Genomic DNA, 16,046 nt, shown 5'->3' with positions numbered 1-16,046 from the left:
AATATTAATAAATCAGCTCATAGATAAATACTATCTATGAGCTGGTTCAATCGTTTATTTTCTAAGATTTACGATACATATTTAACAATGAATTAAAAAACGCTTTCAAGTTCTAAGATTTTAAGAAATTCACTTGCAGCATATTTAAATGCTGCTTCATCAATATCAAAATGAGGATTGTGATGTGGGGCTGTAATACCTTTATCAGCATTGCCACATCCAGTTAAGAAAAATGCACCAGGTCGGACTTTTAGATAGTGTGAAAAGTCTTCACCAATCATCATCAGTTCTGATTTATTAAAACGTAAATGTAACTCATTTGCCGCTTGTTTAACTGTTTCATAAGCTGCTTCATGATTATGAACTGGTAAATACCCTCTAATATACTCCATGTCATAAGTGATATCATTCGCTAATGCAAGACCTTGTAATAACTTATCCATTTTCTCTTGAACATGCGCTTGTAGTTTTGTATCAAAGGTACGTACGGTCCCTTTACAAAATGCTGAATCTGCAATAACACTATCAGAAGAACCTGCTTGTACCATACCAAAGGTTAATACTGCTTCTTTTACAGGATCAATGGTACGAGAAATGATTTTTTGAGCACTTAGTATAAACTCAGCCATAATTACAATTGGATCAATTGTTTCATGAGGTTTAGCCCCATGACCTCCTTTACCTTTAATGGTAATCGAGAATTCATCTGGAGAAGCCATGATTGCACCTGGTCTTGAATAAATTGTACCAGTAGGATAACCACTCCAAAGATGAGTACCATAAATTTTATCAACATCGTTTAAACAGCCATCATCAATCATTTCTTGAGAGCCACCTGGCATAATCTCTTCACCATATTGAAAAATAAATACAACATTTCCTTTTAATAAGTGACGATGTTCGTGAACAATTTCAGCAACACCTAATAAAATAGCAGTATGACCATCGTGTCCACATGCATGCATAAAACCATCGTTTTTAGATTTATATGGAACGTCGTTTAATTCTTGGACTGGTAATGCATCGAAGTCTGCACGAAATGCAATAGTTGGACCATTTTCTTTTCCTTTAAAAGTTGCTTTGATACCATTTCGTCCTACAGGTGACACAATCTCACAGTCTAAATGACTTAACTGATTGAGAATGTAGTTATGTGTCCACGTTTCTTCAAATGAAGGCTCTGGATATTGATGCATATAGCGACGCATTTGAATCATTCTATTTTCTTTTTCACTGGCTAATTGAAACCAATCAAACACATTGACCACTTCTTCCTAATTATTATGAACTTTAGTATAACAAATTCTACTTAAACTCAGTAGTCACTCATTATAATTTTAATAAAAGATACACTATCAGGTATTAAATGAATGAATTATCTTATAATATAAAATGATTATGATGATAATAAATGATGATGAATCAATAATAAAAGAAAATGATGAGACACATGGTTTTGTGATAGATAAAGGTGCAGGAATAGTAAAACATTTAAACTTACAAGACAAAATTGATTTCCAAATCGGTACATTATCTAAAGCTATCGATGTCGTAGGTGATTATGTCGCACGCACTAAAAAATGTTAGATCAAGCACTTAAAGTATTAAAAAGTTGGAAAAGGTTAAATAGTATTAAATAAACATTTAATTAATTTGAGTCATCTATTAGTTTAAATGTATAAATGGATTGTTTTTCATTTTTAGTGGTACACTAATTGTAAAAAAAGAGGTGTATACATGCTTGAATTAAGAAAACTAGAGTATAAAGATAAAGAAAGTTTAATTCGATATTTACAATATTGGTATGACAACAATGAGAAAATTGTTCCATCTAATGTCGATGTCGCACATTATCAATCTTTTCAACAAATGGTCGAACAATTGCATCATCCACCCGTAAATATGAATACCGTTCCTTCTACAACATTATTTTATTTTAAAAATGATGATATTGTTGGTGCAGTAAATATTCGTCATGAACTTAATGATAAATTAAAAAACATTGGAGGACATGTAGGCTATGGCGTCGCCAAACCATACAGAGGAAATGGTTATGCTTCAAGCATGTTAGAAGAAGCACTAAATAGACTAAATAAAATGGGGATACATAAAGTATTGATGACATGTCATCCTTATAATTATGCTTCACAAAAAGTAATAAAAAAACATGGAGGATATGAAATTAATTCGTACATTAAAAAAAACGGCCAGCCAGTAAGTCGATTTGAAATTCCAAATGATGGAAGGTGAAACTGTGAAAGATTTAAAAGTCGTATATGCGCTCATACAAAATCAAGAAAGAAAAGTATTACTTGTTAATAATACAGATGGCGGGGGGTGGTCATTACCAGGAGGAAAGGTAGAAAAGGAAGAAACGCTAATTGAAGCTTTGAAACGTGAAGTAATGGAAGAAACAGGTCTTAATGCTAAGATTGGAGATATCGTAAGTATTAATGAAGGTAAATCAACTCAAATGAATGTACACACATTATTTATTATGTTTAAAGCTACAATTAAAAATGAAGTCATAGATATACAAATGAAAGATGAAATTTCAGAAATAAAATGGATGACCATCGAAGAAGCAGACCAAAAACTTATATACTATAATCACAGTTTAAAAGTATTTTTAGATAATAAAGCTACCTATTATAATGAAGGTGTTATAGATTGAAATACAGCTATTATAGTAATCATTTATAGGAAGATATAAAAAAATCACTTTTCTCATAAGAAAAGTGATGGGTGTCAAAAGTTTATGAATAGTTTCATATTGTTATGAAATCGCAAGGCACTTTATTATATAAACTGTACCTTTTATTTATAATATAAAGACATCATCAATTTTATATCATCACAATAATAAGTTAATAAAATCTATAAAAAATATTAATATTCAGTGGATTAGAATATATAATGATTAAATTGAATGATTGTTACTTCTAATCTATCATTTAACAATATCCAAATAGTGGAGGTTTATGAAATGATCGTTTTAAATGAACAAGATCAACAAAACTTATTAGATATGAAAGAAGTGATTGAAGAAGTCGGTCATGCGTTACAGGTGTTTTCAGAAGGAAAAACTGAAACGCCATTACGTTATGTGTTACCTTTTAATAAAGAAAATAGATATTTAGTGATGCCAGCTTTATCAGATGAATTAAATATTGTCGGTATTAAAACAGTCACTTTCGCACCTAATAATCCTAAACTAGATAAAAAAACAATTACTGGATCAGTCTTGCTGAGCGATTATGATACAGGAGAAACCCTTGCTGTACTTGATGGTAGTTATTTAACTAAGATTCGTACAGGCGCCATTTCTGGTGTAGCTACAAAATATTTAGCGCGTGAAAATGCAAAAACATTGTGTGTGATTGGCGCTGGAGATCAAGCTGAGGGGCTCATTGCAGCAATATTAGCAGTGAGAGATATTGAAATGCTTCATATCTCGAGTCGTACAAGAGCTAAAGCTGAAACATTGGCTGAATTTGTGAAACAAACGTATCACGTGTCAACAAAAGTCTTCGATGAAGCAGATCAAGCCATGGAAAACGCAGATATTGTTGTGACAGCTACAAATTCAAATAAACCGGTGTATTCTCATTCATTACATCCCGGTGTTCATTTAAATGCAGTAGGTTCATTTAAACCTGAAATGCAAGAACTACCTTCAGAAACGATGTTGATTGCTAATAAAATAGTTGTTGAATCTACAGAAACAGCATTGGAAGAAACAGGTGATTTAAAAGTACCATTAGAAGAAGGCATCCTTACTGAGCGATCACTACATGGTGAACTAGGAGATATTGTAAGTGGAAAAATATCTGGACGTGATGATGAAGAAGAAGTGACAGTATTTAAATCAGTAGGTTTAGCTATTGTAGATATAGTGGTGGCACAATACTTTTATAAAAAAGCTCAACAAACTAATTAACCCTATACTGTATAAAACATAGATACCGTATCAGTGATAACGTAGACATGGCTGATACGGTATTTTTATTTAAATATTATGCTGATTTTTTACGTTGACGAAGATATATCAATCCAGCACCTGTTGTTACTAATAAAATCGCAATACCGTGCTCTAAATTAGCCTCTTTTTTACCTGTGCTTGGAAGTTGTACATGATGCTTATTTGTATAATATCCAGTTAATTCTGATGTTGCTTCTGAGTCATTTATTGTCACTACGTGTATAGAATCATGATGAGTATTTGAATCCGTACCATGCTTTAGAGGTAATGTATACGCTCTTGATCCTTTATTCGTATGACATGCTTTAGATGATGTAAGTTCTTGATTAGATTGATATTGATAAGGTCCAATCAAATGTGCAATGTTATGATATTGTGATTCTTGAGTTAACTTATTTTCTAAAGATAGCATTGTTTTGATAGGGTGATGAGCAACATCATAGTGATTGATGTGTGCATGCGTACCAGTATAATTTTTGTGTTTATCAATTGCTATAGCATGAGTATGACATTGTTGAGTATGCGTTGAAGTAAGATGTTTATGGTTTGTATTTGCCATATCATTTGAATGATGTTTTGGTGCTATTGATTTATGATGGTTGATACAAGGATGAGGACTTTCATGAATGGCAACTACTTTGTGATCATTATCTTTTTTATTAGGTTGAGAGACTTTACCTGGATGTTTTGGTTGTGCTCCTTCTAGGTGTGTATTTGATTGAGATGATGTCGTTTGATCATGCGGTTTTGTAGTAGTCGCATCATCAGTTTGTTCATCGATTTCAGGTTGACCATTGATGATTCGTACAGCATCCACTGTATCATAACTACTTAGATCAGCTTCTTTTATATATTGTGAAACAACAGCATCTAAAGAGATTCCTTCCTCACGTTTTCCACCGAACATATCATAACCATCACCTTGATGAGCTGTAAAATCATTTGTCGTTACATAATATGTACGATTAGAATCTAAATTTTCATACTTACCAGTTGATTTGTTTAAGATTTTAATGGCACTGACACGTTGGCCAGATTCTTTATCAAGATTAAAGTATACGCGAATTGAATTTGATACTTGTAAAAAGCCACCACTTGGGGCTAAAACTTTTTTCCCATCTTGAATATCGGTAGTAGAACTTAAACTATGTTCAAATGCTTGTTTAACGTCAGAACCTTTAACTTCAATTTGAGAAATTAAATTTCCAAAAGGTAATACTGTTATAACATCATTTTCAGTTACTTGGCCTGTTTGAATAGAAGCTCTAATACCACCACCATTTGTGACTGCAAAGTCAGGTCGATGTGAGAAATTCTTTTCAGCATAAGCCTCCATAGCATCTGTAATAAGGTTCCCTAAATTAGTTTCTTGTGTACGTACGTGTTCACGTTCGCCATTTAACGTCACTGGATTATTTGGAATAATCACAGTTGAGGTTTCTTTTAAAAATTCGTTATTTGCTTGACGTGTTTGAGCTTCAATTTGAGAGTCAGTTGGAACTTCTTTAGTATCTGCCACATTAATCAGTGAGGCATTTACATTATTAATAGTTCCATTATGTACATCGAAATCAATACGTCCAACATTTGCAAGTGCTGTACCTGTTTGAGTAAGTACATTATTTGCGCCGTAGTCTCTACCATGTTCGATTACGGTATGTGAATGTCCATCTACGACGAAAATGGGGTGTGAAAATAGTTTTGATTGTGTTAATTGATCAATTAAATAATCACTACGCCATATATTTCTTGTAGATTTATCGACACCTAAGTGAGATAAAATAACAAAAACGTCTACATTATCTTTAATATCATTCATTGCTTGTGTCACACTGGGAAGTGGATCTTTAAATTCAATATCATTAACTGCTGTTGGAGAGGTTTTTGTTTTAGTTTCAGGTGTTGTCACACCTACAACCCCATAACGTATATTATTTTTAGTTATGATTGTAGATGGTTTAAATATAAGGTGGCCATCTTTATAAATATTAGATGATAACATTGGGAAATTAAGCTGTTGTTGCAATTTCATTAACTGATCATAACCAAAATCAAATTCATGGTTACCGATTGTCATAGCATCGTAACCTACACTATTCATCGCTTTTGCCATTTCTTCACCTTTTGATTTATTTGAAACAGGCAGTCCTTGGAAAGCGTCTCCCGCATCTAATACTAAATCAGGTTGAATTTGATCTTTAAGACCTTTTACTTTAGCCATGCCAATCACTCTTCCGTCTTCTTCTACAAAGCGACCATGAATATCATTTGTATGTAAAATAGCGTGTGTTGTAGATGATGGTGTAGTTGCTTTAGTATTTGAAGTAGTTTGAGTTGTAATGTTCTTATGATTTAATGTTGTCGTATCTTGAGATTTTGATGTTTGTGTTAGTGTAGCCTTTTGGGTTGATACATTAGTTGATGGGCGAGATGTTTGAACAGAAGAGGTTGATGATGTCTTTTGAGACATTGCTTTTGGTGCAGTAATATTTTCTTTTGAAGTTTGAAGTTGTGCCGATGATGTTTGAGTTGTTTGTGATGCTTTTTCTTGAGTAGGTACTTCAGATGACGTTTGAGATGTTACAGTTGTCGATGATGTTGAGTTCGTCTGTGGTGAAGAAATATGTTGCTCAACTATTTGAGTCTTATTTTGTGTTGATACATTATCTTGAGAGGTTTTAATAGTTGAGACATTTTCCGTAGTCGCTTTTTCAAAAGTTGTTTTTTCTGAAAAAGTAGTTTGATGATTTTGAGATGTTTTCTCTTGTGGTGAAGATGTCATTGCTTTAGATTGGGAAGATATCGCATCATTTTGTAAAGTTGAAGCGGTATCGGGAACTTCTGCTGCATATGATGTTAAAGATAATAATCCAAAAGCAATAAAGAAAATCAATAAGAGTGATACAAAATATTTCTTCATGTTAGCCTCCTTTTAAAAATAATTTACAAGTTTATAGTAGCATATAGGCGCTGAAATATAAGAAGGAAAAAAATAATTTAAGATAATTTTAAAAATAATTAACAAACAAAACGTAAATTAAATCAAATAAGTAATTTATTAGAAGCATAAAATTATTACTTTAACGTACAATCTAATGATATATGTAAATAGTTTTATAATATAGTGGATCTAAGAATATGGGGAGTTCTAAAAAGTCGCTACTAGGATAGATAAGATAAAGGGAGAAATAATAATGAAGAGAATTGTAATTACAGGAGCACTAGGACAAATAGGAACTGAATTGGTACTAAAATGTAGAAAATTATATGGGAAAAATAATGTATTAGCCACTGATATTAAAGAGCTAGAACCACATTCATTGATTAATGATGGTCCATTTGAATTACTTGATGTAACAGATCGTGACGCAATGATGGCTGTAGTAGAAGACTTTAGAGCAGATACACTTATGCATATGGCTGCGTTACTTTCTGCAACAGCTGAAAAAAATCCTTTGCAGGCTTGGGATTTAAATATGGGTGGGTTAATGAATGCTTTAGAAACTGCAAGAATGTATGACTTACATTTCTTTATGCCAAGTTCAATTGGGGCATTTGGTGCGTCTACACCTAAGAAAAACACACCTCAAAATACGATTCAACAACCGACAACAATGTACGGGATAAATAAAGTTACAGGTGAATTATTATGCCAATATTACTTTAAAAAGTTTGGTGTCGACACACGTAGTGTAAGATTTCCAGGGCTCATTTCACATACCAAAGAGCCAGGCGGAGGTACTACAGATTACGCAGTAGAAATATATTTCGAAGCGGTTAGACATGGTCACTACACGAGTTATATCGCTAAACATACGTATATGGATATGATGTATATGGACGATGCCATTGATGCGATTATTCAACTTATGGAAGCGGATAGTAAGACACTTGTAATACGCAATGGTTATAATTTAAGCGCAATGAGTTTTGAACCTGAGATGATTAAGAAAGAAATTCAAAAACATATTCCTGAATTTACATTAGATTATAATGTCGATCCAGTAAGACAAGCGATTGCAGATACGTGGCCAGATAATATTGATACCAGTTATTCTCGAAAAGAATGGGGCTTTAATCCAAAGTATCATTTGGCTAAAATGACAGAAACAATGATACGAACGATTAAAGAAAATGAAGAAAAGACATAAGTTCATAATTAAAAAGGTGGTTTGGAATTTGACTCTCTTTTAAAGAGTATAAAAAAGAAAAGGGTTTCATTTTTTATTTTATTTGAATTTTTAGAAAATTTATTGAATAGACTATATGAGATTGCTATAATTTATATTAAATCTTATTCATGAAATATATTAGGAGGCTTCAACATGTCAGAAAAAGTTAAATTTGAACAACGTGACACACTTAAAGAAAAACCAGAAGGAAATCTTGGGTTTGGGCAATATTTCACTGACTATATGTTAAGTGTAGATTATGATGAAGAAAAAGGCGGTTGGCAAGAATTAAAAATTGTTCCTTATGCACCGTTTGAAATTTCTCCAGCAGCACAAAGTTTACACTATGGTCAAGCTGTATTTGAAGGTTTAAAAGCATATAAACATAATGGTGAGGTCGTATTATTCCGTCCAGATCAAAACTTCAAACGTATCAATGATTCATTAGCGCGTTTAGAGATGCCTAAAGTAGATGAAGAATTATTATTAGAAGGTTTGAAACAACTTGTTGATATCGAACGTGATTGGGTGCCAGAAGGCGAGGGTCAATCTTTATATATTCGTCCATTCGTATTCGCTACAGAAGGCATCTTAGGTGTTCGTGCTTCTAAAAAATACAAATTATTAATTATCTTATCTCCATCAGGCGCTTACTACGGCGGTGATACATTAAAATCAACAAAAATTTATGTTGAAGATGAATATGTACGTGCAGTTCGTGGGGGGGTAGGATTTGCTAAAGTAGCAGGTAACTATGCAGCAAGTTTATTAGCACAAACCAATGCGAATAACTTAGGATATGATCAAGTATTATGGTTGGATGGCGTTGAACAAAAATATGTTGAAGAAGTAGGTAGTATGAACATTTTCTTCGTTGAAAATGGCAAATTAGTAACACCTGCATTAAATGGTAGTATTTTACCTGGTATTACACGTAAATCAATTATCGAATTAGCAAAAGAATTAGGCTATGAAGTCGAAGAACGTAAAGTATCTATTGATGAATTATTTGAAGCTTACGATAAAGGTGAATTAACAGAAGTATTTGGTTCTGGTACGGCAGCAGTCATCTCTCCAGTAGGTACGTTAAAATATGAAGATAGAGAAATTGTGATTAATAATAACGAACCTGGAGAAATCACTAAAAAATTATATGACACATACACTGGTATCCAAAGTGGTAAATTAGAAGATAAACATGGCTGGAGAGTCATTGTGCCGGAATATAAATAACTTGTAAAAACAAGCTAGAAACGTTATAACTACGTGATTTCTAGCTTGTTGTTTTTTATTTTAGAACAACTTTTGGGGGTATATCAAAAAGTGAGTTGGCTTCCTTTTTGTATAAAGAAACCACTCTTAACATAGCTTATGTCGAACTAAGTAAGAGTGGTGATGTAAAATAAATAAAGAGCAAAATATTATAACGAAATATTCTGCTAATTAAATTATACCCTTTACAAATAAAGATAAACAATTTTTTATCATTTTAATAATTAATTAGATTTAAATGTAAAAAATATTATTTTTTTATTTCAATAGTATAGATAATTAAATTTTATTATGTAATAATAAGTAATGAGATTACCTAAATGACAACCCTTGACTTAGTGTTTTTCTTCTATTACAAATACCATATACCTAATACCATTATTACTTAGGTAATCTCAGCATATGAAATTCATTTAAATGATATAGATCTTTAGGGGCATAAAGCCCCTTTTTGTATGTGAAAAAAGCCTCGCTAGTACACGACTAGTAAGACTAAGTTTCAATGAAAGTAATGCTAATTATGATTTTGATCTGTTTGATTATCTGGCTCCAATTTTTATCAGTGATTTGGATAATCTTAGAGTAATTAATACGATATATATTTAATTCAAGTATCATCAAGAGACCAATAATAAAATAAAGTAAATTGAAAAAGTGGAAAGACAACTTTAAATGATGTCTTTCCACTTTGTTGAGAATAGAAAATATAAGGAATTAGATATTTAAATAATGTGAAGAAATAAAATTAATGAGATATCCCATTAATGCTAATATACCAAGTGATACAAATAGTGCAGAAAACCCTCTGCTAATTGTTTTATAAGCGAGTCCTTCATTTTGTGCTAAGAAGAAACTTAATATAAATAATCCAATTCCGATTCCGAATAAAATAAAAATAATGATTAACATGAATATATCCTTTCATTTTTAGTAATGATATGATGAATATCATTGTTAAAATTACTCAATAGCATATCACAAAGATATGTTATGGAATTTGATGAATCAGTTCATTCATTTTTTAAGTGAAGATTGTAATCACTGTATTATCTATTAATTAAACCACTTATAGATATAAAAGCAATAAGGCAAATTTTTTATTATTTTTCAATACATCTCTTTCATTTTTTAGGAACTTGATGAATAATTTGGACTTCTAGGCAACATTTAATATGAAATAATAGGGAAATCAAGACACTTTAGCATGAATCATATCAATTTAGGCAGAAATCCCCTATAAATTAAAATATGTACTAAACTATTAATTGTAAACATATTTAAGGAGATGAAAACCATGTTAGATATCTTTAGTTTCATTAAAAAAGTATATGATTTAGTAAGTGGTATTCTTGTAAATGGTGAACCGAGAAATTAATTAATTGTTCCCCCTAATCGAATTGAATATATATTTTCATTAAATACTAGTAAAGCACGCTTTTTATTTAGATATAGTTACTAAATAAGAAGCGTGTTTCTTAATATATAATTTAAATTATAGCGAATTAACATTTAGGTATTAAAAGTAAACAATTAAGGAATTGTGCACAATTTTTTAATCGTTTATGATAAAGTTGAAACACATTAAATAAGAGGTGATGACAATGACTGAAGTTAAATATTCAAACAAGGAAATTGAAACAATGTCTGATTTTCATAAGAAAAAACATCATGATACATGTTGTATAGCACCTAAAATTAAATATCATGAAGATAAATTTGTATTTTCTCCAGTTTCTGACGATACTGAAACATCAAATATTAAAACATTTATTACAGAATGCAAAAACTGTGGAAAAGTAGAATTTTTTAATATCGCACCTGTAAGGTTATAAATATATAATGAAATAGAATGTTGATACTTATCAACTTGTTGTAGACAATAAAAATGAAGTGATGTATGCTATTCTTAGAGACTATTCCCTTACACATAGTCTCATTCCCGTTGAGGCATGGTAATGCCAAAGTTATTCAAAACTAGTTTTATATATTCTTAGTTGAGTCATACCTAGAGAGGTATGGCTTTTTTTATAAACGTATGCTAAGCAGTTCTTTTACTATACTTAAAAGAACAATGTATATTACAATGAAATACGAAATAAGGAGTGTATATATATGGAATGGATATTATTTGATAAAGATGGTACATTAATTGAATTTGATCATAGTTGGGAAAAAATTGGCGTACGCCTGGTAAATAGTTTCCTAGACACGTTTCCTGTAGCGAATAAAGAAGCAACGCTTCGCAAACTAGGCGTTGTTAAAGATACGATTAGTCCAGATTCTGTTATGGGTTCAGGCTCGTTAGATGAAATTGTTCATGCGTTTAATGACGAATCAGGTAAAGATGTTTCTCAATGGACGCGTGATACAAGTCAAGCATTAGTAGATAGTCGTGAACCAGAAAATAACTGGATAGATGGCGTTTATGATATGATTCAATCATTACGATATGAAGGCTATAAAATTGGTATTGTGACTAGTGACTCTGAAAAAGGAGTGACACAATTTTTAGAAGAAACACATTCTAAAGATGCGTTTGATTTAGTCATTTCTACTGAAGCGCATGCGGCTGAAAAACCCAATCCTGAAGTACTTAAGCCACTTTTTGATCATTACGATGTTAAACCGGAAGATGTAGCCATTGTAGGTGACACAAATAATGATATGAAGACTAAAGTGAATGCAAAATTAGGTCTAGCCATTGGTGTATTAAGTGGTATCGCAAAAAAAGAGGAACTTGTGGATGCTGATTACGTAATTGAAACAGCTGTGAGTGTACCAGAAGTATTAAAAAAATATACACAAAATAATTAAACAAAAAGAGATTAAAGTATCAATGGTTATTTCTATATTTATAACATGTTGGCAGCCAAGGACTAAATTAAACATGTATTTATACCCATGTTTAATTCAATCCTTCTTGCCTAGATGAGACAGTAAAGTCTGTCTCTTTTTTTATCGATGATCTACATTTCGATATGTTTGAATAATATGTGCAATTTTGTCGATAATTGGATCTAAAGAGTCAGGGTTTTCATGAATATCATATTCATTAATATTCACTCTTACGACTGGACAAGCATTAAAATTGTTAATCCAATTTTCATAGCGTTTAAATAACTTTTTCCAATATACCGGATCAGTATTCATTTCCATATCGCGGCCACGTTGATGAATACGGTCGATTACTTCATCATAATCACAATCTAAATAAATTAAAACGTCTGGTTTAGGGAAATAGGGCGTCATAACCATTGCTTCAAATAATTCCGAGTAAGTTTTAAAATCTTCTTTACTCATTGTTCCTTGTTCTTCATGCATTTTTGCGAAAATATCAACATCTTCATAAATAGAACGATCTTGTATAAAGCCTCCTCCGTATTCAAACATGCGTTTTTGTTCTTTAAAACGTTCAGCTAAAAAATAAATTTGCAGGTGGAAACTCCAACGTTCAAAATCATTATAGAATTTATCTAAGTAGGGGTTATGGTCTACATTTTCAAATGAAGTTCTGAAATTGAGTTTATCAGCAAGCGCTTGGGTTAATGTAGATTTTCCTACGCCTACCGTTCCAGCAATTGTAATAATTGCATTTTGAGGGATACCGTAATTATTCATATGTTATATCTCCTATCATGGGTTTAATTTGGTTTAAAATCAATTGATAATCTGATTCATTTTGCACAAAATCTAAATCAGAAGTGTCGATTAAAATCACATTAGCACCTTCATTTTTTAATGTTTCATAAAATGATAAATAATCCTTTTTTAAATTAAGTAAGTAGCTATCTTCAATTTGATGTTCAAAACTACGATTACGTTTAGCAATGCGACGTTTCAGTACATCTAAATCAGCATCTAAAAAGATAATCATATTAGGTAATTCAAGATCTTCAGTTAAAATATTGAAAATACGATTGAATTTATCAAATTCTGATTCGTTAAGTGTATTGCGCGCAAATATTTTATTTTTATAAATATGGTAATCACTTACCACACCTTGATTAATTTTTGCAATATCTTGTGCTTGTTTATAACGATTACAAAGGAAGAACATTTCAGTTTGAAAACTCCATTTTGAAATATCATCATAAAAATCAGAGAGAAAGGGGTTTTCATTAATGATTTCATTTTCTTCATAATAATTAAAGGTTTGGCTAATTTTATGAGTAAGAGACGATTTGCCAACGCCAATCGGACCTTCTATTGCAATAAATGGTTTATTCATAATTACATCTCCAAATGTTAAAATAGACATTGAGTATTTTATCATAAGTAAGGGATGACACATATGACAAATGATGAATTTTACATGAAATGTGCAATTGAAGAAGCGAAAAAAGCTCGACAACTTGGTGAAGTTCCTATCGGAGCAGTGATCGTTAAAGATAACGACATTATTTCACGTGCTCATAATTTAAGAGAAACCCTGCAACAGCCTACTGCTCATGCTGAACACTTAGCAATAGAACGGGCAGCTAAAGTCATAGGAAGTTGGCGTTTAGAAGATTGTACATTATATGTCACATTAGAACCCTGTGTCATGTGTGCTGGAACGGTTGTAATGAGTCGTATACCACGGGTTGTATATGGCGCGATGGATCCTAAAGGAGGATGCAGTGGTAGTTTAATGGATTTACTACAACAACCACAATTTAATCATCGTGCAATTGTTGAACAGGGTGTGTTAGAAGAAGAGTGTAGCAATTTATTGAGACAATTTTTCCGTGATTTAAGAGCTAAAAAAGTTAAAAGAAACACATCATCGTACAAAAGATGGTAAATTTGTTAAAATAGGAACGGTAAAACAAATTTAAATTTTGTAATTGTGTTCACTGAATATGTATGTTCTAAAATATAATAGCTGTAAGTTTAGCTAATGAAATGAGGTAACGGCATGATTAAACTGATTGCAACAGATATGGATGGGACACTGTTAAATGCAGCACATGAAATTTCAGAAGAAAATATTAATGCGATTAAATATGCTCAATCAAAAGGGATTACAGTAGTCATTGCAACGGGTCGTGCGTTTTATGAAGCAAGCACGCCCATGGCTGAAACAGATTTAAAAGTGCCTTATATTTGTTTAAATGGTGCAGAAGTACGTGATGAATCATTCAATATTATGAATACCTCTCATTTAAATCATGAATTAGTAGAACGAATTAAAGCGATTCTTGATCGAGAAGACGTGTACTACCAAGTGTATACGAATAGAGGGATTTATACAGAAGATCCAACACGTGATTTAGATATCTATTTAGATATTGCAAGAAATGCAGGCCAACAAGGTGATGTTGAAAAGATTAAAGCAGGGATTCAAAAACGTATAGATAACGGGACACTCAAAATTGTCGATAATTACAAGGATATTGAAGATATTCCGGGAGAACTGATAATGAAAGTACTGGCGTTTAATCCAGATCTTGAAAAAATTGAACGTATTGGAAAAGAATTATCGACCATATCAAGTCTTGCTGTTTCATCATCATCACGTGGTAATTTAGAAATTACGCATTCAGATGCTCAAAAAGGAATTGCATTAGAAACTATTGCTAATCAACTTCATATTGACTTACAAGATGTCATGGCGTTAGGAGATAATTTAAACGATGTATCCATGCTTGAACGCGTAGGCTATCCAGTTGCGATGGACAATGCGATGCCCGAAGTGAAAGCTATAGCTAAATTGGTTACAGATACCAATGAACATAGTGGTGTAGGTAAAGCAATTATGAAAGTTTTAACTGAAGAGAAATAAATAATATTTAAGAGGTGTTAGAACGAAATGAAAGGACTTATTGTAGTAGGAAGTGCACAAGTAGGTTCACATACCAATGCACTAGCTAAATATTTAACAGGACAATTCGATAATCATGATGTCGACGTAGATATTTTTGATTTAGCTGAAAGACCATTAAATCAACTTGATTTTTCAGGAACAACACATTCAACAGAGGAAATTAAAGCCAATACAAAAGCGTTCCAAGACAAAGCAATGGAAGCGGATTTCCTAATTTTTGGTACGCCAAATTATCATGGTTCATATTCAGGCATTTTAAAAAATGCGTTAGATCACATTAATATGGAATATGTCAAAATGAAACCAGTGGGCTTAATTGGTAACAGTGGCGGTATCGTAAGTTCAGAACCACTCTCACATTTACGTGTCATTGTTCGTAGTTTATTAGGTATTGCTGTACCTACACAAATTGCGACACACGATTCGGATTATGCAAAATTAGAAGATGGCACACTGTATTTAAGTGACGAAGAATTCCAATTACGCGCAAAACTATTTGTCGATCAAATTGTATCATTTGTCAATAACAGTCCGTACGAACATTTAAAATAAATTTTAATAATGTTAAAAAACACACTTATAAAGGAAGAAACGAGTTTAAAGAGCGATAGGTATCGCTCTCTTTTTATTTAACGAGAAAGATTGTATATCATTTGGAGATAATTATAACTTGGTCAAGTGAATTGACTTAAAAAGATTAAAGGTACCTATCTATTGTATGACCTAATATTTATTTTTTTATTGTAAAAAATTTTAAAAGTATTGTGTTAAATGATAAAATGCATTATCCTAGAAGCGTATTTACATATAAAAT

At 31.8% G+C, this 16,046-nt stretch carries 15 protein-coding genes and 1 pseudogene; 11 read left to right on the top strand and 5 right to left on the bottom strand.

The genetic code is table 11. The annotated features are described in order from the left end of the window. Nucleotides 1-92: 92 nt before the first annotated feature. Nucleotides 93-1,259, bottom strand: coding sequence for a M20 family metallopeptidase (locus tag NST64_RS10525; protein WP_340731173.1), 1,167 nt, complete (start codon nt 1,257-1,259; stop codon nt 93-95). Between the two features lie 181 nt (nt 1,260-1,440). Between NST64_RS10525 and NST64_RS10520 the strand changes: the two are divergent. The 4 genes and pseudogenes from NST64_RS10520 to NST64_RS10505 all read left to right on the top strand — a co-directional run. After that, nucleotides 1,441-1,581, top strand: a pseudogene (locus NST64_RS10520) (8-amino-7-oxononanoate synthase); the annotation flags it as partial. A 156-nt stretch (nt 1,582-1,737) separates the two neighbouring features. Then, on the top strand, nt 1,738-2,250 hold the full coding sequence (locus NST64_RS10515; RefSeq protein WP_107632300.1) for a GNAT family N-acetyltransferase: 513 nt from the start codon (nt 1,738-1,740) through the stop codon (nt 2,248-2,250). A 4-nt stretch (nt 2,251-2,254) separates the two neighbouring features. Further along, nucleotides 2,255-2,674 (top strand): NUDIX hydrolase, encoded by a 420-nt coding sequence (locus NST64_RS10510; protein WP_107632301.1) that lies wholly within the window; start codon nt 2,255-2,257, stop codon nt 2,672-2,674. Nucleotides 2,675-2,986: 312 nt separating this feature from the next. Next, the gene (locus tag NST64_RS10505; RefSeq protein WP_107632302.1) at nt 2,987-3,940 is read left to right on the top strand and encodes an ornithine cyclodeaminase family protein; all 954 of its coding nucleotides are present in this window, start codon (nt 2,987-2,989) and stop codon (nt 3,938-3,940) included. Nucleotides 3,941-4,016: 76 nt separating this feature from the next. On the opposite strand, the gene NST64_RS10500 is transcribed toward NST64_RS10505, so the two are convergent. Further along, nucleotides 4,017-6,902 carry a 5'-nucleotidase C-terminal domain-containing protein gene (locus tag NST64_RS10500; protein WP_107632303.1) on the bottom strand — a complete coding sequence of 962 codons (2,886 nt, stop codon included), beginning with the start codon at nt 6,900-6,902 and terminating at the stop codon, nt 4,017-4,019. A 274-nt stretch (nt 6,903-7,176) separates the two neighbouring features. On the opposite strand from NST64_RS10500, the gene NST64_RS10495 reads away from it, so the two are divergent. Further along, a complete protein-coding gene (locus NST64_RS10495) occupies nt 7,177-8,133 on the top strand; it encodes an NAD-dependent epimerase/dehydratase family protein (RefSeq protein ID WP_107632304.1) in 957 nt (318 codons plus the stop codon). Between the two features lie 174 nt (nt 8,134-8,307). Further along, a complete protein-coding gene (locus NST64_RS10490) occupies nt 8,308-9,387 on the top strand; it encodes a branched-chain amino acid aminotransferase (protein ID WP_002488398.1) in 1,080 nt (359 codons plus the stop codon). A 753-nt stretch (nt 9,388-10,140) separates the two neighbouring features. Here the strand turns inward: NST64_RS10490 and NST64_RS10485 are convergent. Then, a complete protein-coding gene (locus NST64_RS10485; protein WP_049431560.1) occupies nt 10,141-10,335 on the bottom strand; it encodes a hypothetical protein in 195 nt (64 codons plus the stop codon). 692 nt (nt 10,336-11,027) lie between these two features. On the opposite strand from NST64_RS10485, the gene NST64_RS10480 reads away from it, so the two are divergent. Next, nucleotides 11,028-11,258: a hypothetical protein gene (locus tag NST64_RS10480; RefSeq protein ID WP_107632482.1), complete on the top strand. Its 231-nt coding sequence runs from the start codon at nt 11,028-11,030 to the stop codon at nt 11,256-11,258. A gap of 280 nt (nt 11,259-11,538) precedes the next feature. Then, a complete protein-coding gene (locus NST64_RS10475; protein WP_049431564.1) occupies nt 11,539-12,240 on the top strand; it encodes an HAD family hydrolase in 702 nt (233 codons plus the stop codon). A 141-nt stretch (nt 12,241-12,381) separates the two neighbouring features. On the opposite strand, the gene NST64_RS10470 is transcribed toward NST64_RS10475, so the two are convergent. Both NST64_RS10470 and NST64_RS10465 read right to left on the bottom strand, forming a co-directional pair. Further along, nucleotides 12,382-13,044 (bottom strand): deoxynucleoside kinase, encoded by a 663-nt coding sequence (locus NST64_RS10470; RefSeq protein ID WP_002449060.1) that lies wholly within the window; start codon nt 13,042-13,044, stop codon nt 12,382-12,384. Continuing rightward, complete coding sequence (locus NST64_RS10465; RefSeq protein ID WP_049431567.1) at nt 13,037-13,654, bottom strand: deoxynucleoside kinase; 618 nt, start codon at nt 13,652-13,654, stop codon at nt 13,037-13,039. The genes NST64_RS10470 and NST64_RS10465 overlap by 8 nt, the downstream gene beginning before the upstream one ends. A 63-nt stretch (nt 13,655-13,717) precedes the next feature. On the opposite strand from NST64_RS10465, the gene tadA reads away from it, so the two are divergent. From tadA to NST64_RS10450, 3 genes are all read left to right on the top strand, one after another. Further along, nucleotides 13,718-14,209: a tRNA adenosine(34) deaminase TadA gene (gene tadA, locus NST64_RS10460; protein ID WP_049418267.1), complete on the top strand. Its 492-nt coding sequence runs from the start codon at nt 13,718-13,720 to the stop codon at nt 14,207-14,209. A 114-nt stretch (nt 14,210-14,323) separates the two neighbouring features. Continuing rightward, complete coding sequence (locus NST64_RS10455; RefSeq protein ID WP_107632483.1) at nt 14,324-15,190, top strand: HAD family hydrolase; 867 nt, start codon at nt 14,324-14,326, stop codon at nt 15,188-15,190. Between the two features lie 27 nt (nt 15,191-15,217). After that, nucleotides 15,218-15,784: an NADPH-dependent FMN reductase gene (locus tag NST64_RS10450; RefSeq protein ID WP_340731172.1), complete on the top strand. Its 567-nt coding sequence runs from the start codon at nt 15,218-15,220 to the stop codon at nt 15,782-15,784. Nucleotides 15,785-16,046: the final 262 nt, after the last annotated feature.

The sequence above is a fragment of the Staphylococcus sp. FSL W8-1268 genome, assembly GCF_038003965.1.
GTDB classification, from domain to species: domain Bacteria; phylum Bacillota; class Bacilli; order Staphylococcales; family Staphylococcaceae; genus Staphylococcus; species Staphylococcus hominis.
This window is presented reverse-complemented; position numbering and strand designations above follow the sequence as displayed.

Bases quoted from the DNA above. Each gene is read 5' to 3' on its own strand.
- NST64_RS10470 (WP_002449060.1), bottom strand. From the start codon at position 13,044: ATGAATAATTACGGTATCCCTCAAAATGCAATTATTACAATTGCTGGA.
- NST64_RS10450 (WP_340731172.1), top strand. From the start codon at position 15,218: ATGAAAGGACTTATTGTAGTAGGAAGTGCACAAGTAGGTTCACATACC.
- NST64_RS10505 (WP_107632302.1), top strand. From the start codon at position 2,987: ATGATCGTTTTAAATGAACAAGATCAACAAAACTTATTAGATATGAAA.
- NST64_RS10480 (WP_107632482.1), top strand. From the start codon at position 11,028: ATGACTGAAGTTAAATATTCAAACAAGGAAATTGAAACAATGTCTGAT.
- NST64_RS10500 (WP_107632303.1), bottom strand. From the start codon at position 6,902: ATGAAGAAATATTTTGTATCACTCTTATTGATTTTCTTTATTGCTTTT.
- NST64_RS10485 (WP_049431560.1), bottom strand. From the start codon at position 10,335: ATGTTAATCATTATTTTTATTTTATTCGGAATCGGAATTGGATTATTT.
- NST64_RS10475 (WP_049431564.1), top strand. From the start codon at position 11,539: ATGGAATGGATATTATTTGATAAAGATGGTACATTAATTGAATTTGAT.
- tadA (WP_049418267.1), top strand. From the start codon at position 13,718: ATGACAAATGATGAATTTTACATGAAATGTGCAATTGAAGAAGCGAAA.
- NST64_RS10465 (WP_049431567.1), bottom strand. From the start codon at position 13,654: ATGAATAAACCATTTATTGCAATAGAAGGTCCGATTGGCGTTGGCAAA.
- NST64_RS10515 (WP_107632300.1), top strand. From the start codon at position 1,738: ATGCTTGAATTAAGAAAACTAGAGTATAAAGATAAAGAAAGTTTAATT.
- NST64_RS10495 (WP_107632304.1), top strand. From the start codon at position 7,177: ATGAAGAGAATTGTAATTACAGGAGCACTAGGACAAATAGGAACTGAA.
- NST64_RS10455 (WP_107632483.1), top strand. From the start codon at position 14,324: ATGATTAAACTGATTGCAACAGATATGGATGGGACACTGTTAAATGCA.
- NST64_RS10490 (WP_002488398.1), top strand. From the start codon at position 8,308: ATGTCAGAAAAAGTTAAATTTGAACAACGTGACACACTTAAAGAAAAA.